Genomic DNA, 22,972 nt, shown 5'->3' with positions numbered 1-22,972 from the left:
GACGAGCACAACGGGGCAGACCACGACAAACGGAGAATCATGGCCGACGAGCCGACAGACACCCCCGAGGGCATCGACGCCGAGGGAACCCAGACCTTCGCCGAGGCACCGAAGCGCGACAGCATCGAGCAGGTCGACCTGCAGCTCGAGATGCAGCGCTCGTACCTCGACTACGCGATGAGCGTCATCGTCGGCCGGGCCCTGCCCGAGGTGCGTGACGGCCTCAAGCCCGTGCACCGTCGCGTCATCTACGCGATGTACGACGGCGGCTACCGCCCCGACCGCGCGTTCTCGAAGTGCTCGCGCGTCGTCGGTGACGTCATGGGGCAGTTCCACCCGCACGGCGACACGGCGATCTACGACGCGCTGGTCCGCCTCGTCCAGCCGTGGAGCCTGCGCTACCCGCTCGCGCTCGGTCAGGGCAACTTCGGTTCGCCCGGCAACGACGGCGCCGCCGCCCCGCGGTACACCGAGACGAAGATGGCTCCGCTCGCGCTCGAGATGGTCCGCGACATCGACGAGGACACCGTCGACTTCCAGGACAACTACGACGGTCGCACCCGCGAGCCCGCCATCCTGCCCAGCCGGTTCCCCAACCTGCTGGTCAACGGCTCGGTCGGCATCGCCGTCGGCATGGCGACGAACATCCCGCCGCACAACCTGCGCGAGGTCGCGTCGGGCGCCCAGTGGTACCTGGAGAACCCCACCGCGTCGCGCGAAGAGCTGCTCGAGGCGCTCATGCAGCGCGTCAAGGGCCCCGACTTCCCGACGGGTGCGCAGATCCTCGGCGTCCGCGGCATCCAGGACGCCTACCGCACGGGCCGCGGCTCGATCACGATGCGCGCGGTCGTGAACGTCGAAGAGCTCCAGGGGCGCACCTGCCTCGTCGTCACCGAGTTGCCGTACCAGGTCAACCCCGACAACCTCGCGATCAAGATCGCTGAGCTCGTCAAGGACGGGCGCATCGGAGGCATCGCGGACATCCGCGACGAGACCTCGGGTCGTACCGGCCAGCGACTCGTCATCGTGCTCAAGCGCGACGCCGTCGCCAAGGTCGTGCTGAACAACCTCTACAAGCACACCAGCCTGCAGGAGAACTTCGGCGCGAACATGCTCGCGATCGTCGACGGCGTGCCGCGCACCCTCGCGCTCGACGGCTTCATCTCGGCATGGGTCGACCACCAGATCGAAGTCATCGTCCGCCGGACGATGTTCCGCCTGAAGAAGGCCGAAGCCGACGCGCACATCCTGCGCGGCTACCTGAAGGCCCTCGACGCCCTGGACGAGGTCATCGCGCTCATCCGGCGGTCGCCGACCGTCGAGGAGGCGCGCGCGGGTCTCATGGACCTCCTCGACGTCGACGAGATCCAGGCCTCGGCCATCCTCAACCTGCAGCTGCGTCGCCTGGCCGCCCTCGAGCGTCAGAAGATCCAGGACGACGCCGACAAGCTCGAGCGTGAGATCGCCGACTACCAGGACATCCTGGCCAAGCCCGAGCGTCAGCGCACGATCGTCAGCGACGAGCTCGCCGAGATCACCGACAAGTACGGCGACGACCGCCGCACCGAGATCATGTTCGGCTTCGACGGCGACATGAGCGTCGAAGACCTCATCCCCGAAGAAGAGATGGTCGTCACCATCACGCGCGGCGGCTACGTCAAGCGCACCCGCAGCGACAACTACCGCAGCCAGCACCGTGGCGGCAAGGGCGTCCGCGGAGCACAGCTGCGCGCGGACGACGTCGTGGACCACTTCTTCGTCACGACCACCCACCACTGGTTGCTCTTCCTCACGAACAAGGGCCGGGTCTACCGCGCCAAGACCTACGAGCTGCAAGAGGCCGGACGCGACGCCAAGGGCCAGCACGTGGCCAACCTGCTCGCCATGCAGCCCGACGAACAGATCTCGCAGGTGCTCGACATCCGCGACTACGAGGTCGCCGACTACCTCGTGCTCGCCACCCGCGACGGCCTGATCAAGAAGACGGCCCTCACCGAGTACGACACGAACCGCACCGGCGGCATCATCGCGATCAACCTGCGTGACGACGACGAGCTCGTCTCGGCCCTGCTGGTCGACGAGCACGACGACCTCCTGCTCGTCTCTCGCCACGGCATGTCGCTGCGCTTCACGGCGACCAACGAGTCGCTGCGCCCCATGGGCAGGTCGACCTCGGGCGTGAAGGGCATGACCTTCCGCGACGACGACACGCTGCTCAGCGCCTCCGTCGTCGGTGAAGAAGGATACGTCTTCGTCGTCACCGAGGGTGGCTACGCCAAGCGCACGGCCGCCGACCAGTACCGCGTCCAGAACCGTGGCGGCCTCGGCATCAAGGTCGCCAAGCTCGCGGAGGCGCGGGGTGACCTCGCCGGCGCCCTGATCGTCGGCGAGGACGACGAGGTGCTCGTGGTCCTGTCCGGGGGCAAGGTGGTCCGATCGGCCGTCTCCGAGGTGCCGGCGAAGGGGCGCGACACGATGGGCGTCGTCTTCGCCCGCTTCGCGAGCGACGATCGCATCATCGCGGTGGCCCGCAACAGTGAGCGCAATCTCGCGGCCGAGGTCGACGAGAGTGCGGACGCCGTGGCCGAGGCCGTAGTGTCTGTCGAGTCCGTCGAGTCCGTCGACGCCGACACCGAGATCCCCACGACCGACGCCACGTCGGTCGACGCCGAGTCGACCGACGACGAGGCCACCGGAACCGCCGGAGAGGAAACGAACAATGAGTAGTGTCGCCGAGAGACTGCAGAAGAAGGCGAAACGACCGTCCGGCACCAAGCAGGTCCGCCTCAAGCTCGTCTACATCGACTTCTGGTCGGTCGTGAAGCTGGCCTTCCTGATCTCCGTCGCGATCGGCATCATCACGGTCGTCGCCACCTTCCTGATCTGGGCCATCCTCAACCAGACCGGCATCTTCGACGACCTCGACGCCTTGCTGCGAGACATCCTCGGTGACTCGAGCTTCTCGATCCAGGACACCTTCAACGTCGGTCAGATCATGCTCTTCTCGATCGTCGTCGCCATCCTCAACGTGGTCGTCGGCACGGTTCTCGGCGCCATCGTCGCTGTCCTCTACAACCTGAGCGTGCGCATCACCGGCGGCCTGCTCGTCGGTTTCACCAACAACTGATCCATCACTCGCGTCGGCGGAATCCGCCGATTCGAGTTCGCCGTCGTGGTGCTGTAGGCTTTACGACGGCCCGGGGGCTATAGCTCAGGCGGTTAGAGCGCTTCGCTGATAACGAAGAGGTCATAGGTTCAAGTCCTATTAGCCCCACGCAGTACCGGTCTCATCTCGAGTTCGTCTGACGACGTGCAGACAGGTGAGATCGTGCTCGTTCCCCCGGTGACCGGGGGGTCGGGGCCTTAGCTCAGTTGGTAGAGCGCCTGCTTTGCAAGCAGGATGTCGGGAGTTCGATTCTCCCAGGCTCCACTCGATTGCCTTGCCCCTGTCCGCTGACTTCGTCAGCGACAGGGGCAATTCTCGTTCTGTTCTCTTTGCTGCGCCGCCGCCCCTGCGGCGCAGGGGCGGCGTGCTGGTTCGGGGCCCTCCGGGCCCGTGTCGGCTTCGCCGACGTGGCGTGCAATGTACGGCGGGGGTGAGGCCGGTGCGCTCCGGGCCCCGTGTCGGCTGCGCCGATGTGGCGTGCGGCGTGCGGCGTGCGGCGTGCAGCCGGGGCCGCCGTCGGTCGTTGCAGTCGCGAGGCCGGTGGACGACGAAGGGCCCGCCTCCGGGGGAGGCGGGCCCTTCGTGGGGGTGCGGGGGACTAGGCCTTGGTGTCGGCGTCGTCGTCGGCGACCCAGAGTTCGTCGTCGGCACGCAACGTCTGCACGGCCGCGAACACCAGGGCACCGAGAGCGACGACGCCCACGCCGATCAGCAGGACGCCGCCGACGCCGGGGCCCGACTTCTGCTGGCGCGGCACGTACTTGGCCGCTGCCTTCTTGCCCTGCTTCTTGGCGTTCTTGACGGCCTTCTGGACCTTGGGGTCGTTGGCGAGGTCGAGGTTGCCGAGGGCCGACGAGAACGCCGGGTACACGTCGTGCTTCAGACGGTCTTGGGCGACGGACGCGTAGTGCGACCCGGTCGAAAGGCCCTGCGAGACCACGGGACGGACGTTGGAGTCCACCGCGTGCTTGATCTGGGGGACGACCTTCTTGTTCGCGATCTTGACGGCGTCGTCGCGGTAGCCGCCGATGACCTTGCCGGCGTGGTCGATCACGCCGCGCTGCTCACCCCACACCGCCGCAGCGTGCTTCTTGAACTTCTTGAGTTCTTTCTTCTGCTTGCGTGACAGGGCCATGAACGTTCCTCCAACGAGTAGGCAGTGGAGCCAGAGTTGCTGGCCCCTCCCAGTGTGGCACGGAGGTTCCTGACAGGTCACGGAACGGTGCCTGGGGAGTCGCTGGTGCGCCGAGGTGGCTGTGGAAGAATGACGACATGTCAACGCACACCGCTGTCGCCACCCTCACCACCAACCTCGGCACCATCAAGGTGAACCTCTTCGGCGACCACGCCCCGAAGACCGTCGCCAACTTCGTCGGCCTAGCCACCGGCACCAAAGAGTGGACCCACCCGGCCACCGGCAAGGTCAGCACCGACAAGCTCTACGACGGCGTCGTCTTCCACCGCATCATCAAGGACTTCATGCTCCAGGGCGGCGACCCCCTCGGCCAGGGCGTCGGCGGTCCCGGCTACCAGTTCGACGACGAGATCCACCCCGAGCTGAACTTCAACGCCCCCTACATCTTCGCGATGGCCAACGCCGGCACGCGTGGCGGCAAGGGAACGAACGGTTCGCAGTTCTTCATCACGACGGTCCCGACCCCGTGGCTGCAGGGCAAGCACACCATCTTCGGCGAGGTCGCCGACGACGAGTCCAAGAAGGTCGTCGACGCGATCGAGGCCGTCAAGACCGACGCGCGCGACAAGCCGCTCGAGGACGTGGTGCTCGAGAGCGTCACCATCGACGAGGTCTAGGTGACCGATCCGCACGATCGGTCGAACTACTGCTACCGGCACCCCGATCGGCAGAGCTTCGTGCTCTGCCAGCGGTGCGGTCGCACCATCTGCGGCGAGTGTCAGACGCCCGCCGCGGTGGGCGTGCACTGCCCGGAGTGCGTGAAGGAGGCGCGGGGCAACGCACCGCGCCTCCAACCGCAGGTGGTCGGCCGCGTCCGGAGCGCCTCCCGGCGTGGAGCCCCCGTCGTGACCTACGGCATCATCGCCGTCACCGTCGCGGTGTTCTTGTTGCAGCTCGTGACCGGGACGGGCAACGGCGTGGTCACGCGAGCCCTGGCCTTCTACCCACCGCTCGAACTCGTGCAGCCCTGGCGTGCCGTGACGACGATGTTCGTCCACGGCAGCATCCTGCACATCCTCTTCAACATGTACTCGCTGTACATCTTCGGGGCAGAGCTCGAACGTCAGCTGGGGCGAGGTCGGTTCGCCGCCCTCTACTTCCTCTCGGGCATCGGCGGATCGGCTGCGGTCGCCCTGCTGGCACCGGGTAGTTTCGTGGTCGGCGCCTCCGGGGCGATCTTCGGTCTGATGGCGGCGTTCTTCGTCATCGCCCGCAGCCTCGGCGGCCGCAGCATCCAGCTCCTGGTGCTCGTGGGCATCAACCTCGCGATCGGTTTCATCGTGCCCGGCATCGCCTGGCAGGCTCACCTCGGGGGCATCGTCGTGGGCGGGGCCGTCGCGTTCCTGTTCTCGAAGACCCGTCACCGCTCGAAGCACGCACTGCAGACCGTCGGGCTCGTGGTGATCGGCGTGATCGTGGTCGCGGTGCTCCTGGCCAGATCTGCTCAACTCGTCGGCTTGTTCTGAGGCGATCGGCCCACGAACGACGAGAGGCGGCTCCCCATCGGGGAGCCGCCTCTTCTCGTCGGCCGACGCGATCTCACCTGCCCGAGTTATCCACAGAAAAGTTATCCACAGGGTTTCCCACAATGGGGATAGTTACAGGCGTGTAAGTTCGAAGGTGCGTTCTAGCGCCACCGGGTGGTCATCAGGAAGCCGATGAACATGATGCCGAAGCCGACCAAGATGTTCCACGAGCCGAGCGATGCCACCGGCAGGGTGCTCTGGCTGACGTAGAAGACCACGATCCAGACGAGACCGACGAGCATGAAGCCGAACATGACCGGCTTGAACCAGACGGGGTTCGGTGCGTCCTCTGCGGTACGGGCGGGCTTCGTGCTGCGGTTCGTGTCTTTGGCCATGGCGCACAGTGTACCGTGAGGCACTTTTCGGTCCTGGGAGGGCCGTCCCGGCCGTCCACGGGAACGACCGCGTTCTCCACATGCTCTCCACACGTTGTCCACCGCTGGTCCCCACCGTCTCAGGGGAACGGAAGCCCGCCTAGAATTGAGTCATGACGGACCACGGGGGCGAGGCCCTGATCTCGAGACGCACGACGCGTCGGCCACGATCACGCGCCTCCTTCGTCAGTGTCCTCGGAGAACTGCTCATCACCGCCGGTGTGCTGGTGCTGCTCTTCATCGGGTGGCAGCAGTGGTTCAACGACCTCGTCGTCGCCGACGCCTACAAGGGCGACGCAGCACGACTGAGCGAACAGTTCGACCAGGCGGCGACGCCGGCTCCCCAGCCGTCGACCGACGGCTCGTACGGCGAACCGCCCGTGGGGGCGGCGCCCGGTGAGGCCGAGACGTTCGCCAACTTCTACGTCCCACGGTTCGGCGCCGACTACGCCGTCCCGATCGCCGGGGGCACGAGCACCGTGCGCACCCTCAACAAGATCGGCATCGGTCACTACGACGAGACCCAGATGCCCGGCCAGGTCGGCAACTTCGGCATCGCCGCCCACCGGACCACCTACGGGGCGCCCTTCAACAAGATCGCCGACCTGCAAGAAGGCGACAAGATGTACGTCCAGACGCAGGACGGCTGGTTCACCTACTCGTTCCGCAACCTGCAGTACGTCCAGGCCACGCAGGTCTCCGTGCTGCAGCAGGTGCCCGACGCCCCCGACGTGTCGGCGACCTCGGGTGACCGCCTGATCACCCTGACGAGCTGCAACCCGATGTTCACCGCTCAAGAACGCATTGTCGCCTACGGTGTGTTCGACTCGTGGCAGCCGTTGTCGGCCGGTGCACCCGCCGAGCTCGCCGCTGCCGGAATCGGAGGCTGACCGTGTACTCCGCCCTCTGGCGCATCCTGCCCGGCCCCTGGTGGGTGAGGCTCGTGCTCGTGCTCATCCTGATCGCCGCCGTGCTGTTCACCCTCGTCGAGTGGGTCTTCCCCTACGTCAACGAACTCCTGCCCACCCCCGACGTCACCGTGGAGCAACCATGACGCGCATCCTGGTCCTCGACAACTACGACAGCTTCGTCTACACGCTGAACGGTTACCTCCAGCAGTTGGGGGCCGAGACGGACGTCGTACGCAACGACGCCTTCGAGGCGGCCGACACCGCCGACCGCATCGCCGAGTACGACGCCGTGCTGCTGTCGCCCGGCCCGGGGACGCCCGCGGCTGCCGGTGTCTCGATCGACGTCGTGCACGCCGCCCTGGCCGCCGACAAGCCGTTGCTGGGCGTCTGCCTCGGGCACCAGGCCATCGCCGAGGCCCTGGGGGCCACGGTCACCCACGCCGACGAGCTGATGCACGGCAAGACGTCGAAGGTCGAACACGACGACAGTGCCTTCTACGAGGGTGTTCCGCAGCCGTTCACCGCGACACGGTACCACTCGCTCGCCGTCGTGGACGAGACGGTGCCCGAGACGCTCGAGGTGACCTCACGCACCACGGGTGGCGTCATCATGGGCCTGCGCCACCGTTCCTCACCGGTGTACGGCGTGCAGTTCCACCCCGAGTCGGTGCTGACGCAGGGCGGATACCAGATGATCGGGAACTGGCTGTCGGTCGCCGGCCTGCCGGAAGCGTCCGTGACGGCCAGAGGGCTCGACCCGCTCGTCGACCTCGGCTGAATACCGCTCACTCGGCGTCGACCTCGCGGAGTCGAACCCTGGGCACCGGACTCGCGGCGTCGACCTCGCGGCGTCGGACACGGCGTCGAACCCGGCGTCGAACCCTCAGAGACGAGTTCTGACCTCCGGTGGGATCAGCCGGTGCAGATGCGCAGGGTGACGGCCGAGCCCTGAGCCACGTCGCCGGGTGGAACGCTCATGCCCGACACGGTCTCACCGGTGCAACCGGGGTCGGACTGCGGGGTGACCGTCAGACCCAGCTGGTCACGGAGGGTCGTGATGGCCTCTTCGGAGGGTTGCCGGGTGACGTCGGGAAGCTGCACGAGGCCGTTGGACACCACGAGGTCGACATCCGAGCCGAGGGCGATCTGCGCGGCCGCTGCCGGATCGGACGAGAGGACGGACCCTGCGGGCACCGTGGGCGAGTAATCGGTGCTCTGCTGACCCCGTTCGAGACCGGCATCGGTGACGGCCTGCCACGCGGCGTCGACGGTCTGCCCGGTGACGGCGGGCATCGCGACGAGTTGTGGCCCGGACGAGACGGTCACCGTGACCGCGAACTCTTTCGGGACGGACGTGCCGGGCAGGGGATCGGTCGAAACGATGTCGCCGGCCTCGATCGTCGGGCTGCTCGCGTCGGCGCGGACGACCGTCAGCCCCAGGTCGTCGAGGCGGGCGGACCCGGTCTCGAAGCTGACCCCGACGAGGTCGGGAATGCGGGACGACTGGGCGTTGTCGACCGTGGGAGGGGTGAGGTTGACCACCCAGAAGACGACGGCCACGATGACGACGGCCACGAGCACGATGCCCGCCCAGATCCAGGCCACGGGTGGGCGGGTCTGCGTTCGTTGGGGTCGTCCCGTGTCGTCGGACTGCAGCTCTTTCAACGCGGCCTCGCTGCCGGCGCTCGAGTGCGGGTTCACGCCGAAGAGCGTGGAGCCGGCGTCGACGGCATGCGGTCGGCGGGCCGGCGCGCGACCGGCACCGGCGGCCTCGAGGTCGTCACGGAACTCGGCGGCGCTCTGGAAGCGGTCGAAGCGGTCTTTCGTGAGGGCGTGCAGGACGACGGCGTCGAGCGCCGGACTGACGCCGCGCTCGACGGTGCTCGGCGGGACGGGAGGCTCGCTGACGTGACGGTAGGCGACCGCCACGGCGCTGTCGCCGGTGAAGGGCGGCTTGCCCGTGAGCAACTCGAAGAGCATGACGCCGGTCGAGTAGAGGTCGGTGCGGGCGTCGACGGTCTCACCGCGCGCCTGCTCGGGGCTGAAGTACTGGGCGGTGCCGAGGATGGCCGTGGTCTGCGCGACGGTGGCCGCGGAGTCGCTGATGGCCCGGGCGATGCCGAAGTCCATCACCTTGACCTGACCGGAGTTGGTCAGCATGACGTTGCCGGGCTTGATGTCACGGTGGACCCCGCCCGCCCGGGGCGAGTACTCGAGGGCCGTCAGCACGCCCGCCGTGACCCGGACTGCCTCGTCGGGGTCGAGCGGGCCCTCGGCGACGATGTCCTTGAGCAGGCGCCCCTCGACGTACTCCATGACGATGAACGGGACGACCACGGCGAGCCCACGGCTGTCGCGGACGACCTCTTCGCCGGCGTCGAAGACCCGGACGATGGTCGGATGGGCCATGCGGGCGGCGGCCTGGGCCTCTTGTCGGAACCTCGAGCGGAAGGCCGGATCGGTGGCGAGGCTGGGCTTCATCAGCTTGACGGCGATCTTGCGACCGAGCCGGGCGTCGGTGCCGACGTGGACGTCGGCCATGCCACCGCGGCCGATCAGGTCACCGATCTGGTACCGGTTGGCGAGGAGATGGATGCTCTCTCTCACACCTTCAGCCACGCCTGTTCTCCCAACGACCCACCCCTGTCTGGCGACACGGTCGGAGCCAGTGTACCGGGGCGGTTGCCCCCGGACTGGGTACGGACCTAGGCCGCAGGGATGATTGTCAGGGCTTCGTGACCCCGGTCGACTCGTCCGCCGGGGTCACGAGGAACCTACTGGGGGTCGGAGCCGTCCGAGGGGCTCGGAGCGGGCGTCGTAGGCGGTGCCGTCACCGTGATGGTGACACCCGGCGACGGCTCGGACGCGATCTGACCGCAGTTGGCCACGTAGCTGACCGTCAGGTTGCCGGCGGCCGAGGCCGTCACCGTGAGGGACGTCGCATTGGCACCGAGGCCCCCGGCCGACTGACCCGAGGTGTCGGTCCCGCCGGTGATCGTGTACGAGTAGCCGGTGAGCGAGTAGCCGGTCGGGCACCCGGTGTAGGCGGGCCAGTTGATGGTGGCGGTCTCGCCGGCGGCGATCTGACCCGGCGTCGCCGTGGGCGTCGACGGCTGGGCAGGGGTCGGGGCCGCGCGGTAGATGTAGATCGTCACCGAGGAGCCCTTCTCGAGCGCACCCGTGGGGTCGATGCTCGCGACGGTGCCGACCTGGTCGGGGCTCGGCGCACTCGATCCGGCATCCGCCGAGTCGACCTGCAGGCCGAGCTCTTCGAGGGCTGCGCGTGCCGCCGCCTCGGTCAGCCCCACGTAGTCGCCCGAGGTCACGGTGACCGACGTCGGGGTCGGCGTCGGGGTCGGGGCGTGCGGGTCGGGCGGCGTGGAGCCGGCGTCGGCGGCGGGGGCGCCGGGGCGCCGGTGGTGCCCACCGCGAAGACGATGCCGACGACGAGGGCGGCGACGGCCAGGACGGCGAGGACGATCAACGGCCAGAACCAGGGGCTGCGCTTTTTCTCGTCGGCGGGCTCGTCGTCGCCGGCGCGGAGGGCCTCGGGATCGGCCGAGCCGGCCACGTAGCCCGCGGCCGCACCACCTGCGGCGCTCTGGGCTCGCGTGGCCATCGGATCGAAGAGCTGCGTCGTCGCGTCCTGGGCGTTGAAGGCCTGGGTCGCGGCGTCGGCGGGCGTGGCCGCTGCCGCACCGATCGCCGGCACGGCGATGGTCGCGGCGGCGACGTCGCCTCGGCGGAGGGCACGAGCCGCCTGGGCGAGGGCCGAGGCCGTCGCGGGGCGCTCACCGGGCTTCTTCGCGATGCACGACAGGACGAGACGGCGGACGGGCTCGGACACCGTCGACGGGAGGTCGGGCGGCTGCTCGTTGATCTGGGCCATGGCGATGGCGACCTGGGACTCGCCCGTGAACGGACGACGACCGGCCAGGGCTTCGTAGGCGACGATGCCCAACGAGTAGATGTCGGTGCTCGGGGAGGCCGGGTGACCGCTCGCCTGCTCGGGCGAGAGGTACTGCACGGTGCCCATGACCTGACCCGTGGCCGTCAACGGCACCTGGTCGGCGATGCGTGCGATGCCGAAGTCGGTGATCTTCACGCGGCCGTCGGGGGTGACGAGCAGGTTGCCGGGCTTGATGTCGCGGTGCACGAGACCTGCGGCGTGGGCGGCCTGCAGGGCAGCCGCGGTCTGCGCGACGATGTCGAGGACCTTGTCGGTGGGCAGGACCCGATCGCGCTCGAGGACCGTCGACATGGCCTCGCCGGGGACGAGCTCCATCACCAGGTAGGCGCTGCCCTCTTCCTCGCCGTAGTCGAAGACGTTCGCGATGCCCTCGTGGTTGACGAGGGCCGCGTGGCGGGCCTCGGCGCGGAAGCGCTCGAGGAAGCCCGGATCGCCCAGGTACTCGTCCTTGAGGATCTTGATGGCGACCGTTCGGCCGATGACGAGGTCGGTGGCTTCCCAGACCTCGCCCATGCCGCCGATGGCGACTCGGGTCGACAGCTGGTAACGCCCACCGAAGGTGACTCCGCCGGATGGTCTCATTTGTTCAGCACCGCCTCTAGTACTTTCTTCGCGATCGGTGACGCGACACTGTTGCCGAATGCGGACTGGCCCTGTCCGCCGCCGTTCTCGACGACGACGGCGACCGCGACCTCGGGGTCAGCAGCAGGCGCGAACCCGGTGAACCAGAGGGTGTACGGCTCGCCGGGGCCGTTCTCGGCCGTTCCTGTCTTGCCGGCGACGTCGACGCCGTCAATTCTTGCATTGCTCGCCGCACCGTTCGCGACGTCCTGCACCATCATGTCGGTCATCGTGGCCGCAGTCTGGGAGCTGATGGGCTTGCCGTACTCGGAGGGCGAGAAATCCTCGACCGGACTCAGGTCGGGGTTCAGGACGCTCTCGATCAACGTCGGATTCATCTCGGTGCCGCCGTTGGCGATGGCGGCCGAGACCATGGCCATCTGCAGGGGCGTCACGCGGTCGGACCCCTGCCCGAACGACTGGAGCATGAGGGTCGCGTCGTTGATGGCCTGGCCCTTGGAGTCCTCGATGGGGAACTGGCTCGGCGTGACGGCCTGGGGGACGCCGATCGACTTGTCGCCGAAGCCGAACTTCTCGGCCTGCTCTTGCAGGGCCTTCGCCCCGAGGGCCTGACCGAGCTGAGCCATGGGGATGTTGCACGACAGGCGGAGGGCCGTCGCGATCGTGGCCGTCTCACCGCCGCCGCAGCTTCCGCCCTCGGCGTTGTTGATGTTGGTGCTAGTGCCGGGCAGGGTCAGCGTCGACGGGTTGGGGAAAGCGCTGTCGGGCGTGTAGTCGCCGCTCTCGAGCGCCGCCGCCGTCGTGATCAGCTTGAAGGTCGACCCCGGCGCGTAGAGGTCGCCCTGGATCGCCCGGTTCTGCAGCGGGGCCGAGGGGTCGGCGATCAGCGAGTCGTAGGCGTCGGTGACGGTCTGGCGGTCGTGGCTGGCGAGCGGGTTGGGGTCGTAGCTGGGCTTCGAGACCATGGCGAGGATCTTGCCGGTCTTCGGGTCCATCGCGACGACCGAGCCGGAGTTCGAGCCGAGGGCGTCGTACGCGGCCTGCTGCACGGTGGGGTCGAGGGTGAGGTTGACCGTGGCGCCCTCGGGGTCCTGACCCGTGAGCAGCGAGTTGACCTGGTCGAAGAACTGCGAGTTCGCGTTGCCCGTGAGGTACCGGTTCATGGCGTCCTCGATGCCCCGGGAGCCCTGGCCCAGGGTGTAGTAGCCGGTGACGGGCGCGTACAGGTCGGGCTGCGAGTACGTCCGCTGGAACTCGTACTGGTCGTCGACGGGCGTCGACTGCGCGATCGCCTGGCCGCCGACCAGGATGGGGCCGCGCTGGGCCGAGTAGCTGGCGAGCAGCGCCCGCGAGTTGCGGGCGTCGGCGTTGAGCGCGTCGGCCTGGAACGCCGTGATGTAGGTCGTCGAGAGGAAGAGCGCGACGAACATGGCGAGCACCACGTAGCTCACGCGTCGGAGTTCTTTGTTCATCAGCCGATCACCAGCCTCGGTTGGTTGCGCACGGAGTCGGACAGTCGCAGCAGCAGGGCCACGATGATCCAGTTGGCCACGAGCGACGAGCCGCCTGCGGCGAGGAACGGAGCGGTGAGGCCCGTCAGCGGGATCACCCTCGTCACGCCGCCCATGACCACGAAGACCTGTAGGGCCACGACGAAGGCGACGCCGACCCCGAGCATCCGACCGAAGTCGTCCTGACCCACGAAGCCGATGCGGAACCCGCGGGAGACGAGCAGGAGGTAGAGCGCCAGGATGGCGAAGAGACCGGTCAGGCCGAGTTCTTCGCCGAGCGAGGCGAAGATGTAGTCGCTCTCGGCGAGCGGGGTCGTCTGGGGACGGCCTTGACCGAGGCCCGTGCCGATCAGCCCGCCGTTCGCCAGGCCGAACAGGCCTTGGACGAGCTGGAACGACCCGCCGACGGCGTCGTACTCGGACTGGGCGAACGGGTTGAGCCAGGCGGCGAAGCGGCCCTGCACGTAGCCCAGGAAGGTGCTCGCGACCAGGGCGCCGCCGACGAACAGCCCGACCCCGAGGATGATCCAGCTCGCGCGGCCGGTGCCGACGTAGATCATCACCAGGAAGAGGCCGAAGTAGAGCAGCGAGGTTCCGAGGTCGCGCTGGAAGATCAGGACGCCCATGGCGACGAGCCAGACAATGAGGATCGGCCCGAGGTCACGGGGCCGCGGGAACCGCATGCCGAGGATCTTCGGCCCCATCAGCGAGAGGTTGTCGCGGGCGGTGACGAGGTAGCCGGCGAAGAAGATCGCCAGCGTGATCTTGGCGATCTCACCCGGCTGGAAGGAGAACGGGCCGATGTCGATCCACACGCGGGCGTTCAGCCCCTCGCGCCCGATGCCCGGCAGCAGGGGTAGCAGCAGCAGCACGATCGACACGAACATCGCGATGTAGCGGTAGCGGGAGAGAACCCGGTAGTTGCGGATCACGAGCAGCACGGCGAGGGAGATCACCATGGCGAGGACGGTCCAGACCATCTGCTTGATGCCCAGGGCACCCCAGCCCTCGCGGCCCTCGGCCAGGTCGAGTCGGTAGATCATGGCGATGCCGATGCCGTTCAGGGTGACGGCGATCGGCATGACGAACGGGTCGGCCTCGCGGGCGACGACGCGCAGGACGACGTGGAAGATCAGGGCCAGGCCGAGCACCATCGAGCCCGCGATCAGCACCGTCGGGTCGACCTCGCCGGTCGCGCCGAGCTGGACCAGCACCATCGCTCCGGCGGCGACGCCGCAGGCGATCAGCAGCATGAGCAGTTCGAGGTTGCGCAGACGCGCGGGTTCACGCAGGCGCAACGTGATCGCCTGCGTCATGTTCGTGGGACGGGACGCCTTCGCGGACGGCTTGCGCGCGCCTCCTACGCGACCGATGACCTCGGTCGCGTCACCGCCGGGTGCGTCAGGGGTTGCTGGCATCGGCCAACCTCTCGACGATCGCCCGGGCGTCCGCGAGGGAGCCGGCGTTGATGGTGTCTTCCACGGTGGTCTGCGTGTAGTTCGGCAGGTCGTCGACCTGGACGTCGGTGGTCTCGTAGACGCTCGAGAGGCCGATCGGCCCGAGGCTCTGCTGGACGCCCTTGTAGATGACGACCGTGCCCCGCTCTTCTCCCACGTAGTAGTGGTCTTGGGTCCACTGGTAGGTCAGCACGAGCCCGGCGACGAGCGCGGCGACCGCCACGACGAGGGCGGTCAGCCAGGTGATGCGGCGACGGCGACGGCGTCGCTTGTCTTCGGCGATGAGCTCGGCGAGGTACTCGTCGCTCTCGGGCTCGAAGTGGCTGTCCTCCGGCGTCGTGGCGACCTTGAGCGGGTGCAGCAGGATCGTCGGCAGGCGCAGCTGCTTGCGGCCGGCGTCGCTGTCGAAGCTGAGGGGCGCGGCGGCCGACCCGACCGTGACGGGCTCGTCGAGGGACGAGTCGCCCGATTCGTCGACGTCGACGATGACGACGGTCACGTTGTCGGGGGCGCCGTGGTCGAGCGTCTCTTTCACCAGGCGCCGGGCGGTCTGCTCGGCGTCGAGGCCCATGGCCAGCGCTTTCTTGATGCGCTCTTCCGCGAGGTAGCTGCTGAGGCCGTCCGAGCAGATCAGCCAGCGGTCGCCGGGCTGCGTGCCGAGGGTGGCCGTGTCGATCTCGGGGGCCGCGTCGACGTCGCCGAGCACGCGCATCAGCACGCTGCGTCGTGGGTGGACCGCTGCTTCTTCGGGCGTGATGCGACCGCTGTCGACCAGGCGCTGCACGAAGGTGTGGTCGGCGGTGATCTGGCTGAGCTCGCCCTCGCGGAACAGGTAGATGCGCGAGTCGCCGATGTGGGCGATCGCCATGCTGTCACCGACGCGCAGCATGGCGCTGACGGTGGTGCCCATGCCGGTGAGCTCTTGGTGCTCGAAGACCGTCTCGGCCAGCAGCTGGTTCGCCGCGATCAGCGACGACTGCAGCGCGAACTCGGCGTCACCCGGCGAGGTGTAGACGCGGTCGGTCTCGCGGATCCGTCGGATCGCGATGGCCGAGGCCACGTCGCCGCCCGCGTGCCCGCCCATGCCGTCGGCCACGACGAAGAGCTGCGTGCCGGCGTAGCCGCTGTCTTGGTTGTTGGACCGGATCTTGCCCACGTTGGACAGAGCGGCACTCTTGGCGTGCGTCGTCATGAGGGCCTACCGCCGGAGCTCGAAGCTCGTCTGCCCGATCGTCACGGTCGCGCCCGTGGGCACGGGGGTGGGGACCGACACGCGATCACCGGCGAGGAACGTGCCGTTGGTGGAGTCGAGGTCTTGGACGACCCAGCGGCCGTTCCAGAGCATGAGGCGCGCGTGGTGGGTCGAGGTGTAGTCGTCGCGGATCACGAGATTGCTCTCTTGCGATCGGCCGATGGTGAGCGGCCCGTCGCCCAGGGGCATCTCGACGCCCGCCTTCGCGCCCTTGGTGATGACGAGGCGCGTCGCGCGGCCGTCACCCTGCGGGGTCGGTGCCGGCGCGGCGGGCGCGGCGCGCGGAGCGGGTGCAGGAGGCGCGGTGGCGGTCGAGCTCGCCTTGCCGGGTGTGGCGTCGGCCGGCATCTTGCGCGCCCGCTGCCCGAACAGGTCGCTTCTCAGCGCGAACACGATCACGAAGACGAACAGCCACAGGACGGCCAGGAAGCCGAAATGGAGCACCAGCAGGGTGAGGGCTGAGGTCATCGTCGGCCACCCGTCGAGTCGGGCCCGTCGAAGGGGTCGGGCGTCGATGACTGGGGGAGCACGCGGAACACGATACGCGTACGACCGATCTGGATCACCGAATCGGGCTGCAGCGGGGCCTTCGTCAGCGGGTTGCCGTTGAGCTTCGAGCCGTTCGTCGAGCCGAGGTCGCGGACCTGGGCACGTGAACCGTCCCACAGGATCTCGACGTGCTGACGGGACGTCCCCGTGTCTTGCACGGTGATGTCGGCGTCGCTGCCGCGGCCGATGATGGTGCGGGCACCGCTGAGCTCGCGGCGCTTGCCGTCGATCTCGACGAACGGTTTCCACTGCACCTCGCCGCGCAGGTTGCGCGAGTCGACGGTCATGATGCCGACGCTGAGCGAGTCGTCCTCACGCAGGCGGATGCCGAGCGGGCCGGCGAACTGGTACCCCTGGGCGGTGGCGTGGCGCTGCGTCAGCTGGGTGAGCTCGTCGATCAGGGCCGGACCGATGGCCGACATCTTGTCGTAGTCGATCGGAGCCAGGCGGACCTGCAACTCGTTGGGCACGAGGATCCGGTCGCGCGAGACCACGGCGGCCTTGGTGTCGAGCTCGCGGCGCAGCGCGTTCGTGATCTCGAGTGGTTGCACGCCCGAACGGAACGTCTTGGCGAAGGCACCGTTGACGGCACGCTCCAACCCGCGTTCGAAATTGTCGAGCAGTCCCATGGGTCTCCAGGTTCGGGGTCTCTGGTCGCCCGATCTTAGCCCGAACGAGTGAAAGGTACTCACCGCTGCTCTTCCGGGCCTCTGACGCGTGCTAAAGTCTACGAGTTCGCGCGAGTGGCGGAATTGGCAGACGCGCTGGCTTCAGGTGCCAGTGCTCGAAAGGGCGTGGGGGTTCAAGTCCCCCCTCGCGCACGAACGTGAAGGCTCACCTCCGGGTGGGCCTTTTCACTTTCTCGGGCCCGTTTCCGGGCCTGCTCACCGGACCGTAGGTGCTTGGCTGGTGCGAGGAGCCAGCAGAGCGGGGTCGTGTTCGATTTCGACGAGGTGCTCTTCGACGAGTTCCCGAAGGCTCCGTGGGTGCCCCGCAACCAGCGCATCGTCGTCGACTCCGACCGCCGCGTGGTGGGTCGCCGCGACGGCGTCGTGGTCAGCGTCACCGACCTGCCCCCGGTGTACGTGCACGCCGACATCGGGCCGAGGGTCAGCAGCATGCAGAGCTTCGTCACCGTCGGCGACCACGTCTCGTGGATCGTGCGGACCGTCGAGGGCACGCGGTTCACCTCGTCCGCCGACGACCTCGACGAGGAGGCGCGGCTCGTGATCGCGAGGGACGCCACCCTCCACGGGTTCCGCGACGACCTCGGGTGCATGGTCATCGCCGACTTGTCGGACATGCGATTCGGACAGGACCGCGAACTGACGCGCTGCCGTCTCGAGGTGGCCCGCGCCTCCGGGGGGCCGGTCGCCTGGGCGCTCGTCGTCGAGGGCACGGGGCACCGGATCGAGTCGGACACGGTCGAGGCCGCGGAGTTCGTCGGCCGGCAGCTCAACGACATCGCGATCGACGGCGACCCGCTCGCCCTCGAGGCCGTGCTGCCGCTCTGAGGCGTCTCGGCCCGATCAGCCCGTGAGGCCGGTCACGGAGAGCCTCCGGCCGATCGCGAGGCGACGACGGCGGCGAGCCAGCCAGGGATCGCCTCGGCGGGCCGTGGGTACGACTCGAGATCGTCGAGGTACGCCTGGTCGTCGATCCAGGTGTGAGGAGCGCGGTGGTCGAAGTCGAACGAGGTGCCGAGCTTGCCGGCGGCGGTCACCCGGAAGCGGGCGCTGAACCACGTTCCGACGTCGGCTCGGTACACGAGCCGTCGGAGGTCGGAGGCGGCGGCGCCCGCCTCGTCCGTGTCGGGAGTGGACGACTCGTGACCGGCTTCGTCGAAGAAACCCACGGATGCCACCCGGACGCCTCCGACCTCGGAGAAGTCGAACTCCGCCCGGACGGAGCCTCGAGGCATCATGCGGTGGACGGCGATACCCACCCGACGGAGGGCATCACGTTCGGTCGGCACGCGGCCGCCGTCGTCGTCGTGTTCGCTCATCGCTCGGCCCCGCCGCCACCGTCGGCTCGGCGGGCCAGGTCGTGGCGGGGCGGGGCACCGGCGAGGAGGGCGGCCAGCCAGTCGGGGGTGTTCTTCGGCGTGCGGGGGAACTCGTCGAAGTCGGCGCGGTACGCCTCGGCGGCGAAAGACCCGAGCTCGGGCTCGTGGTCGTAGTCGTACCTCGCACTGAGCTTCCCCCTGGCGGTGACGGTGAACACGCCCGTGAACCAGGTCCCGGCTTCGGGTTCGTTCATGACCCTCCGGAGATCGCGGGCCGCCCGGAAGACGCCACGACCGGACGAGAGAAAGGTCGAGCTGCCGTCGGCAGCATGCAACTCGATCGTGCCGGCTGTCACTCCGCCGACCACGCTGATCCGGGCGACCACTCGATCGTGGTCGCGCGGGATGACGGCATGTAGTGCTTTGCCGAGGATGCGAAGTGCGTCCCTCACGACAGGGGACCAGCAACTGAGGATATGAGGAGGAGATGCTCCCGCATGCCCACGAGCTGGAGAGAATCGGCTGTCGGCCGTCCCCCCAGGGCGAGGATGGGCGTGAAGCCGAAGCACTCATCCGAACCGGGAACGCCCAGACGAGCTCGCGCCTCCGGCCACGGAGCCCAGTCGAAGTAGTCGGGGTCGTTCAAGAAGGACTCGTACGCGGCGATGACTTTCAAGGTCGCGATCGATTTCGTGAGGATGCGGGACGTGCCCTGACGGAATTCGAGGAGGTGCAGTCGCCCGTCCAGCCAGACGAAGAGGTCACCGAGCGCCGAAGAGAACAACGGAACGCCTTGGGTGAACCCGGGGGCGACCTCTGCGAGCACGTCCATTGACTGCCCAGCGACTTGTTCACGCCTGCGTGCCCGAGTCCTGTCACGTCGTCAGGCCGTCCGCCGGAGATCATACGGGGGAGTGCAGCGCGTTCTGGCCCTTGAGCCACGTGCCGACATCGAGACGAGCCTGTTCCGGGTCGACCCCGTCCAAGATCAGCTCGGTCAGACGATCTGACGCTGCGTCCTCACGCGCCGCCTGTCGCGCAGGCGAATGCGGGCGAGACGTCGACTCGTAGGCAGTTCGGTCGTCGAGGTATTCGCCGACGGCGCCCTCCTCGACCTACTCGACGACGCGAGCGTGTTCGGGGTCGTCGTCGTCCCCCGCGACCCCGCCCTGGCGGCGGGCGGTCGCGTGCCGCTCAACCGATTGACCCGGGAGTCCCGACGGGCCCAGGGCGAGCTGGTGTCCTACCTGCGCGAACGCCTGGCGAGTCACCGCGACGCGCGCTGAGGCGGCGGGCCGCGCCTGCGGCAGGGACGTGGGGCCGCGCCTCCGGCGGGGGCGCGAGCCGCGCCTCCTCGTCGGACGAGCGTCAGCGCAGGGGCTCGATGAGGTGCGGGCCGTTGTTGCGGACGTTGTTCGCGTCGCGGCTCACCTCGTGCTGCACGAGGTCGTGGGCGACCTCGAACGAGTCCCGGTCGAGCAGCGTCAGCAGCTCGTCGGCGTCGAGGCCGTCGCCCAGCCAGTCGTCGTACGAGTCGGGCGTCAGGCAGGCCGGCATCCGGTCGTGCACCTCGCCCGGCGCCACGTGGGCGTCCCGCGTGATGATCGTCGTCGAGAGCACCCAGCGGTCGGGATCGTCCTCGGCCCTGGCGGGGTCGGGCCACGCGGTGACGAGGCCGGCCATGGCGAGGCCGGCGTCCGGCTGGTGCACGTAGTGCGGCTGCTTGCCGGTCTCGGCCACGACCCACTCGTAGTACCCCTGCGCGGGGACGATGCACCGGCTGGTGGCGAACGCCCTACGGAACATGCCGCTCGTCGCCACGGTCTCGATGCGCGCGTTGATCGGCTGCGGCCGCTTCTTCAGGTCGGGGTACCACGACGGCACGAAGCCCCAGCGGGCACCGGGCAGCTGTCGCTCGCCGTGTCGCTCGCGGACGACCGGCACGACCGTCGTCGGTGCGACGTTGAAGTCGTCGGGCAGGGGCCCCAGGCCGTCGAGCAGGCTCGGCAACAGATCGGACGTGGCCCGGGCAACGACGTAGCGACCGCACATGCCGACAGTCTGCTCTTCCGCGGAGGGGCGTGACGGTGGTTCACTGTGGCCGTGGCGCCGCACGGGTCGGCGACGCGGTGAGAGGGTGGTGACCATGTCCGACGAGCAGAACCCCGTCCGCGGCTTCGTCGTCGTGGGCGTCGTGCCGAACTCGGGCGAGTCCGTGGTGGCGACCGCGGCCGACCTGGCGGCACGCTTCGGCACCGGCCTGCTGTGCGTCTCGGTCGAGCCCGACCGGCCCGCCTTCGCCGAGGGCATCGACGGCACCGTCCTGTCGTACCCCCTCGACCCCGACGACTACACCGAGACGCTCTCCTTCGACGCCGACCTGGAGGCGCGGCTGCGGCCGATCGCCTCGGCTCGCGGCGTCGAGCTGCGCACCTCGGTCGTCGCCGGCGACCCCGCCCAGTGCCTGTCGCACCTGGCCGAACAGCTCGACGCCCCCCTGATCGTCGTCGGCAGTCGCGAGGCCGGCCTGCGGGGCAGCGTCCGCGAGTTCTTCGCCGGTTCGGTCGCCCTGCACCTCAGCCACCGTCAGCACCGCCCGGTCGTCGTCGTTCCGCTGGCCCCCGTCCCCCGCAGCCAGACGCTGCCGTGGGAGGACGAGCTGTGACGCGAGACCGCCGGTGACGGGGGCTGCGCGCCCTCGTGCCCTGCACCTCCGTCCGTCCCTGATCGCGCTCGTCGCGCTGGGCGGCGCCCTCGGGACCGCCGTGCGGGTCGGGGTCACGCTCGTGGTGCCGTCGTGGGGTGCGTTCGACACGGCGATCTTCGCGATCAACGTGGTCGGGGCGTTCGTGCTCGGCGTCCTGCTCGAGCGGCTGCTGCGCTCCGGGCCCGACGAGGGCGGGCGCCGCCGGGCCCGGCTCTTCGTGGGGACGGGTGTCCTCGGCGGGTTCACGACCTACAGCTCGCTGGCGACCGAGACCGCGCAGCTCGCCGGCGCGGGCGGCGGCGACCTCGCCGTCGCCGGGCTCTACGGGCTGCTCAGCCTGGTGCTCGGGGTGCTGGCCGCGGCGGCCGGCATCCGGGTCGGCGCACGTCTCGCCGGGCGCGCCTCGTGAGTCCGCTGCTCGTCGTCGCCGTCGCGGCGGCCGGCGGGATCGGTGCCGCCGTGCGCTTCGTCGTCGACGGGCTCGTCAAAGAGCGTCTCGGCGCGGCCTACCCGTGGGGCACGACCGTCATCAACGTGTCGGGCTCGTTCGCTCTGGGACTGCTGACCGGCCTCGCCCTGCAGGCGGTCGTCGCGCCCGAGTGGAAGGCCGTGCTCGGCACCGGTCTGCTCGGCGGGTACACGACGTTCAGCACCGCGAGCGTCGAGACGGTGCGACTGCTGGCGTCGGGGCGACGCGGGGCCGCGGTCGCGAACGGCCTCGGCATGCTCGTCGCGTGCGTCGGCGTCGCGTCCCTCGGCCTGTGGCTCGGCTCGCTGGCCTGACTGGATCGGCGCACATCCAGCGCCCGGTCAGGCGTGCGTCTCGCGCTCGTGCCCCGCGTGGTCGGCCGGCTCGAGCTGGAACGTCGCGTGCTCGACCGAGAAGTGGGCGGCGAGGCACCGGTCGAGGGCGTCCAGGGTCTCGTCGACCTTCATGTCGCAGAACACCTCGCGTTCGACGACGACGTGCGCCGAGAAGACGGTTGCGCCGCTGGTGATCTGCCAGGCGTGCACGTCGTGCGCCGAGACGACGCCCGGGGTGTCGCCGATGTGCGCGCGGACCGATTCGAGGTCGATGTCGCCCGGTGCCGACCCGAACAGCACCCGGATCGCCTCGCGCAGCAGCGACCAGGCCCTCGGCACGATCATCGCCGCGATGATCAGCGACCCGACCGAGTCGGCCTGCGTGAAGCCCGTGGTCAGCACGACGACGGCGGCCACGACGACGGCCGCCGAGCCGAGCAGGTCGCCGAGCACCTCGAGGTAGGCCCCGCGCATGTTGATGGAGTGCGTCGCCCCGCCGCGCAGCACGAGCAGTGCTGCGACGTTCGTGGCCCCGCCGACCAGGCCGACGACCAGCATGGGCAGACCGAGCACCTCGTGCTCGCCGACCGCCACGAGGCGGGACACGGCGGCGACGGCGACCGAGAGCGACACGGCGAGCAGCACGAGGCCGTTGACGAACGCCGCGAACACCTCGGCCCGCCGGTAGCCGTAGGTCTGCCGGCCGCTCGCGGGGCGGGCGGCGACGATCGTGGCCACGAGCGCGACGACCAGCCCGGCCAGGTCGGAGAGCATGTGCCCCGAGTCGGCGAGCAGCGCGAGCGAGCCCGAGAGCCAGGCGCCGACCAGCTGGGCGACGAGGCCCAGGGCGACGATCGCGATCGCGAGGCGCAGCCGTCGTCCGTCGGCGGCGACGTGTCCGTGTCCGTGGTCGTGGCCCATGGGCGCCTCTCGTCGGGGTGGAGGTCGGGGGTGGCGGAGCGG

General features: G+C 69.2%; 27 protein-coding genes and 3 tRNA genes. 15 read left to right on the top strand and 15 right to left on the bottom strand.

Annotated elements, in window-relative coordinates; all coding sequences use genetic code 11:
* Nucleotides 1-39 precede the first annotated feature (39 nt).
* The 4 genes from gyrA (at nucleotide 40) to AEQ27_RS05270 (ending at nucleotide 3,430) form a co-directional block, all read left to right on the top strand.
* On the top strand, nucleotides 40-2,727 hold the full coding sequence (gene gyrA / locus AEQ27_RS05285; protein ID WP_082383271.1) for a DNA gyrase subunit A: 2,688 nt from the start codon (nucleotides 40-42) through the stop codon (nucleotides 2,725-2,727).
* The gene (locus AEQ27_RS05280; protein ID WP_043595295.1) at nucleotides 2,720-3,127 is read left to right on the top strand and encodes a DUF3566 domain-containing protein; all 408 of its coding nucleotides are present in this window, start codon (nucleotides 2,720-2,722) and stop codon (nucleotides 3,125-3,127) included. Before gyrA ends, AEQ27_RS05280 begins: the two co-directional genes overlap by 8 nt.
* 73 nt (nucleotides 3,128-3,200) lie before the next feature.
* Nucleotides 3,201-3,274: transfer RNA gene (locus AEQ27_RS05275), tRNA-Ile, on the top strand.
* A gap of 83 nt (nucleotides 3,275-3,357) precedes the next feature.
* Nucleotides 3,358-3,430: transfer RNA gene (locus AEQ27_RS05270), tRNA-Ala, on the top strand.
* 334 nt (nucleotides 3,431-3,764) lie between these two features.
* On the opposite strand, the gene AEQ27_RS05265 is transcribed toward AEQ27_RS05270, so the two are convergent.
* Nucleotides 3,765-4,301, bottom strand: a complete 537-nt coding sequence (locus tag AEQ27_RS05265) for a hypothetical protein (protein WP_054145713.1) — start codon at nucleotides 4,299-4,301, stop codon at nucleotides 3,765-3,767.
* Nucleotides 4,302-4,438: 137 nt separating this feature from the next.
* Between AEQ27_RS05265 and AEQ27_RS05260 the strand changes: the two genes are divergently transcribed.
* Entirely contained in the window at nucleotides 4,439-4,978 is a 540-nt protein-coding gene (locus tag AEQ27_RS05260) for a peptidylprolyl isomerase (RefSeq protein ID WP_054145712.1), read from the top strand.
* Nucleotides 4,979-5,827 (top strand): rhomboid family intramembrane serine protease, encoded by an 849-nt coding sequence (locus AEQ27_RS05255; RefSeq protein WP_054145711.1) that lies wholly within the window; start codon nucleotides 4,979-4,981, stop codon nucleotides 5,825-5,827.
* A gap of 161 nt (nucleotides 5,828-5,988) precedes the next feature.
* Here the strand turns inward: AEQ27_RS05255 and AEQ27_RS05250 are convergent, their stop codons facing one another.
* Nucleotides 5,989-6,222, bottom strand: a complete 234-nt coding sequence (locus AEQ27_RS05250) for a cell division protein CrgA (protein WP_054145710.1) — start codon at nucleotides 6,220-6,222, stop codon at nucleotides 5,989-5,991.
* 152 nt (nucleotides 6,223-6,374) lie between these two features.
* On the opposite strand from AEQ27_RS05250, the gene AEQ27_RS05245 reads away from it, so the two are divergent.
* Genes AEQ27_RS05245 through AEQ27_RS05240 form a run of 3 tightly spaced genes read left to right on the top strand, consistent with a single transcriptional unit; the run spans nucleotide 6,375 to nucleotide 7,950 of the window.
* The gene (locus tag AEQ27_RS05245; protein ID WP_054145709.1) at nucleotides 6,375-7,151 is read left to right on the top strand and encodes a class E sortase; all 777 of its coding nucleotides are present in this window, start codon (nucleotides 6,375-6,377) and stop codon (nucleotides 7,149-7,151) included.
* Between the two features lie 2 nt (nucleotides 7,152-7,153).
* Nucleotides 7,154-7,315, top strand: a complete 162-nt coding sequence (locus AEQ27_RS18025) for a hypothetical protein (protein WP_200908324.1) — start codon at nucleotides 7,154-7,156, stop codon at nucleotides 7,313-7,315.
* The gene (locus AEQ27_RS05240) at nucleotides 7,312-7,950 is read left to right on the top strand and encodes an aminodeoxychorismate/anthranilate synthase component II (protein ID WP_054145708.1); all 639 of its coding nucleotides are present in this window, start codon (nucleotides 7,312-7,314) and stop codon (nucleotides 7,948-7,950) included. Before AEQ27_RS18025 ends, AEQ27_RS05240 begins: the two co-directional genes overlap by 4 nt.
* Nucleotides 7,951-8,084: 134 nt before the next feature.
* Here the strand turns inward: AEQ27_RS05240 and pknB are convergent, their stop codons facing one another.
* The 8 genes from pknB to AEQ27_RS05200 all read right to left on the bottom strand — a co-directional run bounded on the left by pknB (nucleotide 8,085) and on the right by AEQ27_RS05200 (nucleotide 17,122).
* Nucleotides 8,085-9,791, bottom strand: coding sequence for a Stk1 family PASTA domain-containing Ser/Thr kinase (gene pknB / locus AEQ27_RS05235; RefSeq protein WP_152970180.1), 1,707 nt, complete (start codon nucleotides 9,789-9,791; stop codon nucleotides 8,085-8,087).
* Between the two features lie 155 nt (nucleotides 9,792-9,946).
* Nucleotides 9,947-10,498 carry a PASTA domain-containing protein gene (locus AEQ27_RS18705; RefSeq protein ID WP_054145707.1) on the bottom strand — a complete coding sequence of 184 codons (552 nt, stop codon included), beginning with the start codon at nucleotides 10,496-10,498 and terminating at the stop codon, nucleotides 9,947-9,949.
* Nucleotides 10,495-11,724: a serine/threonine-protein kinase gene (locus AEQ27_RS16450; protein WP_200908323.1), complete on the bottom strand. Its 1,230-nt coding sequence runs from the start codon at nucleotides 11,722-11,724 to the stop codon at nucleotides 10,495-10,497. The genes AEQ27_RS18705 and AEQ27_RS16450 overlap by 4 nt, the downstream gene beginning before the upstream one ends.
* On the bottom strand, nucleotides 11,721-13,196 hold the full coding sequence (locus AEQ27_RS05220; RefSeq protein ID WP_054145705.1) for a penicillin-binding protein 2: 1,476 nt from the start codon (nucleotides 13,194-13,196) through the stop codon (nucleotides 11,721-11,723). The genes AEQ27_RS16450 and AEQ27_RS05220 overlap by 4 nt, the downstream gene beginning before the upstream one ends.
* The gene (locus AEQ27_RS05215; protein ID WP_054145704.1) at nucleotides 13,196-14,551 is read right to left on the bottom strand and encodes an FtsW/RodA/SpoVE family cell cycle protein; all 1,356 of its coding nucleotides are present in this window, start codon (nucleotides 14,549-14,551) and stop codon (nucleotides 13,196-13,198) included. The genes AEQ27_RS05220 and AEQ27_RS05215 overlap by 1 nt, the downstream gene beginning before the upstream one ends.
* 85 nt (nucleotides 14,552-14,636) lie before the next feature.
* Nucleotides 14,637-15,884, bottom strand: coding sequence for a PP2C family serine/threonine-protein phosphatase (locus AEQ27_RS05210; RefSeq protein ID WP_054145703.1), 1,248 nt, complete (start codon nucleotides 15,882-15,884; stop codon nucleotides 14,637-14,639).
* Between the two features lie 6 nt (nucleotides 15,885-15,890).
* Nucleotides 15,891-16,412, bottom strand: coding sequence for an FHA domain-containing protein (locus tag AEQ27_RS05205; RefSeq protein WP_054145702.1), 522 nt, complete (start codon nucleotides 16,410-16,412; stop codon nucleotides 15,891-15,893).
* Nucleotides 16,409-17,122 (bottom strand): DUF3662 and FHA domain-containing protein, encoded by a 714-nt coding sequence (locus AEQ27_RS05200; RefSeq protein ID WP_054145701.1) that lies wholly within the window; start codon nucleotides 17,120-17,122, stop codon nucleotides 16,409-16,411. Before AEQ27_RS05200 ends, AEQ27_RS05205 begins: the two co-directional genes overlap by 4 nt.
* 108 nt (nucleotides 17,123-17,230) lie before the next feature.
* On the opposite strand from AEQ27_RS05200, the gene AEQ27_RS05195 reads away from it, so the two are divergent.
* Nucleotides 17,231-17,314 (top strand) — tRNA-Leu (locus AEQ27_RS05195).
* A gap of 114 nt (nucleotides 17,315-17,428) precedes the next feature.
* Nucleotides 17,429-18,007 carry a hypothetical protein gene (locus AEQ27_RS05190; protein WP_054145700.1) on the top strand — a complete coding sequence of 193 codons (579 nt, stop codon included), beginning with the start codon at nucleotides 17,429-17,431 and terminating at the stop codon, nucleotides 18,005-18,007.
* Between the two features lie 32 nt (nucleotides 18,008-18,039).
* On the opposite strand, the gene AEQ27_RS05185 is transcribed toward AEQ27_RS05190, so the two are convergent.
* From AEQ27_RS05185 to AEQ27_RS05175, 3 genes are read right to left on the bottom strand one after another with little or no spacing between them, the layout of a single operon-like run.
* Nucleotides 18,040-18,498, bottom strand: coding sequence for a hypothetical protein (locus AEQ27_RS05185; protein WP_054145699.1), 459 nt, complete (start codon nucleotides 18,496-18,498; stop codon nucleotides 18,040-18,042).
* Entirely contained in the window at nucleotides 18,495-18,950 is a 456-nt protein-coding gene (locus tag AEQ27_RS05180; protein ID WP_152970179.1) for a hypothetical protein, read from the bottom strand. The genes AEQ27_RS05185 and AEQ27_RS05180 overlap by 4 nt, the downstream gene beginning before the upstream one ends.
* Entirely contained in the window at nucleotides 18,947-19,330 is a 384-nt protein-coding gene (locus tag AEQ27_RS05175) for a T6SS immunity protein Tdi1 domain-containing protein (protein ID WP_054145697.1), read from the bottom strand. The genes AEQ27_RS05180 and AEQ27_RS05175 overlap by 4 nt, the downstream gene beginning before the upstream one ends.
* A 214-nt stretch (nucleotides 19,331-19,544) precedes the next feature.
* On the opposite strand from AEQ27_RS05175, the gene AEQ27_RS05170 reads away from it, so the two are divergent.
* Nucleotides 19,545-19,784, top strand: coding sequence for a hypothetical protein (locus AEQ27_RS05170; protein WP_054145696.1), 240 nt, complete (start codon nucleotides 19,545-19,547; stop codon nucleotides 19,782-19,784).
* Between the two features lie 82 nt (nucleotides 19,785-19,866).
* On the opposite strand, the gene AEQ27_RS05165 is transcribed toward AEQ27_RS05170, so the two are convergent.
* Nucleotides 19,867-20,550 carry an SOS response-associated peptidase gene (locus AEQ27_RS05165; protein ID WP_054145695.1) on the bottom strand — a complete coding sequence of 228 codons (684 nt, stop codon included), beginning with the start codon at nucleotides 20,548-20,550 and terminating at the stop codon, nucleotides 19,867-19,869.
* Between the two features lie 94 nt (nucleotides 20,551-20,644).
* Here AEQ27_RS05165 and AEQ27_RS05160 point away from each other — a divergent pair, with 94 nt between their 5' ends.
* The 3 genes from AEQ27_RS05160 to crcB are packed head-to-tail and all read left to right on the top strand — an operon-like array spanning nucleotide 20,645 to nucleotide 21,988.
* Nucleotides 20,645-21,163: a universal stress protein gene (locus AEQ27_RS05160; RefSeq protein WP_054145732.1), complete on the top strand. Its 519-nt coding sequence runs from the start codon at nucleotides 20,645-20,647 to the stop codon at nucleotides 21,161-21,163.
* Nucleotides 21,164-21,176: 13 nt separating this feature from the next.
* Entirely contained in the window at nucleotides 21,177-21,614 is a 438-nt protein-coding gene (locus tag AEQ27_RS05155; protein WP_235450986.1) for a CrcB family protein, read from the top strand.
* Complete coding sequence (gene crcB / locus AEQ27_RS05150; protein ID WP_054145694.1) at nucleotides 21,611-21,988, top strand: fluoride efflux transporter CrcB; 378 nt, start codon at nucleotides 21,611-21,613, stop codon at nucleotides 21,986-21,988. The genes AEQ27_RS05155 and crcB overlap by 4 nt, the downstream gene beginning before the upstream one ends.
* Before the next feature lie 27 nt (nucleotides 21,989-22,015).
* Here the strand turns inward: crcB and AEQ27_RS05145 are convergent, their stop codons facing one another.
* Nucleotides 22,016-22,930, bottom strand: a complete 915-nt coding sequence (locus AEQ27_RS05145; protein ID WP_054145693.1) for a cation diffusion facilitator family transporter — start codon at nucleotides 22,928-22,930, stop codon at nucleotides 22,016-22,018.
* Nucleotides 22,931-22,972 lie beyond the last annotated feature (42 nt).

It is taken from the genome of Frigoribacterium sp. RIT-PI-h, from assembly GCF_001297205.1.
GTDB lineage: Bacteria > Actinomycetota > Actinomycetes > Actinomycetales > Microbacteriaceae > Frigoribacterium.
This window is presented reverse-complemented; position numbering and strand designations above follow the sequence as displayed.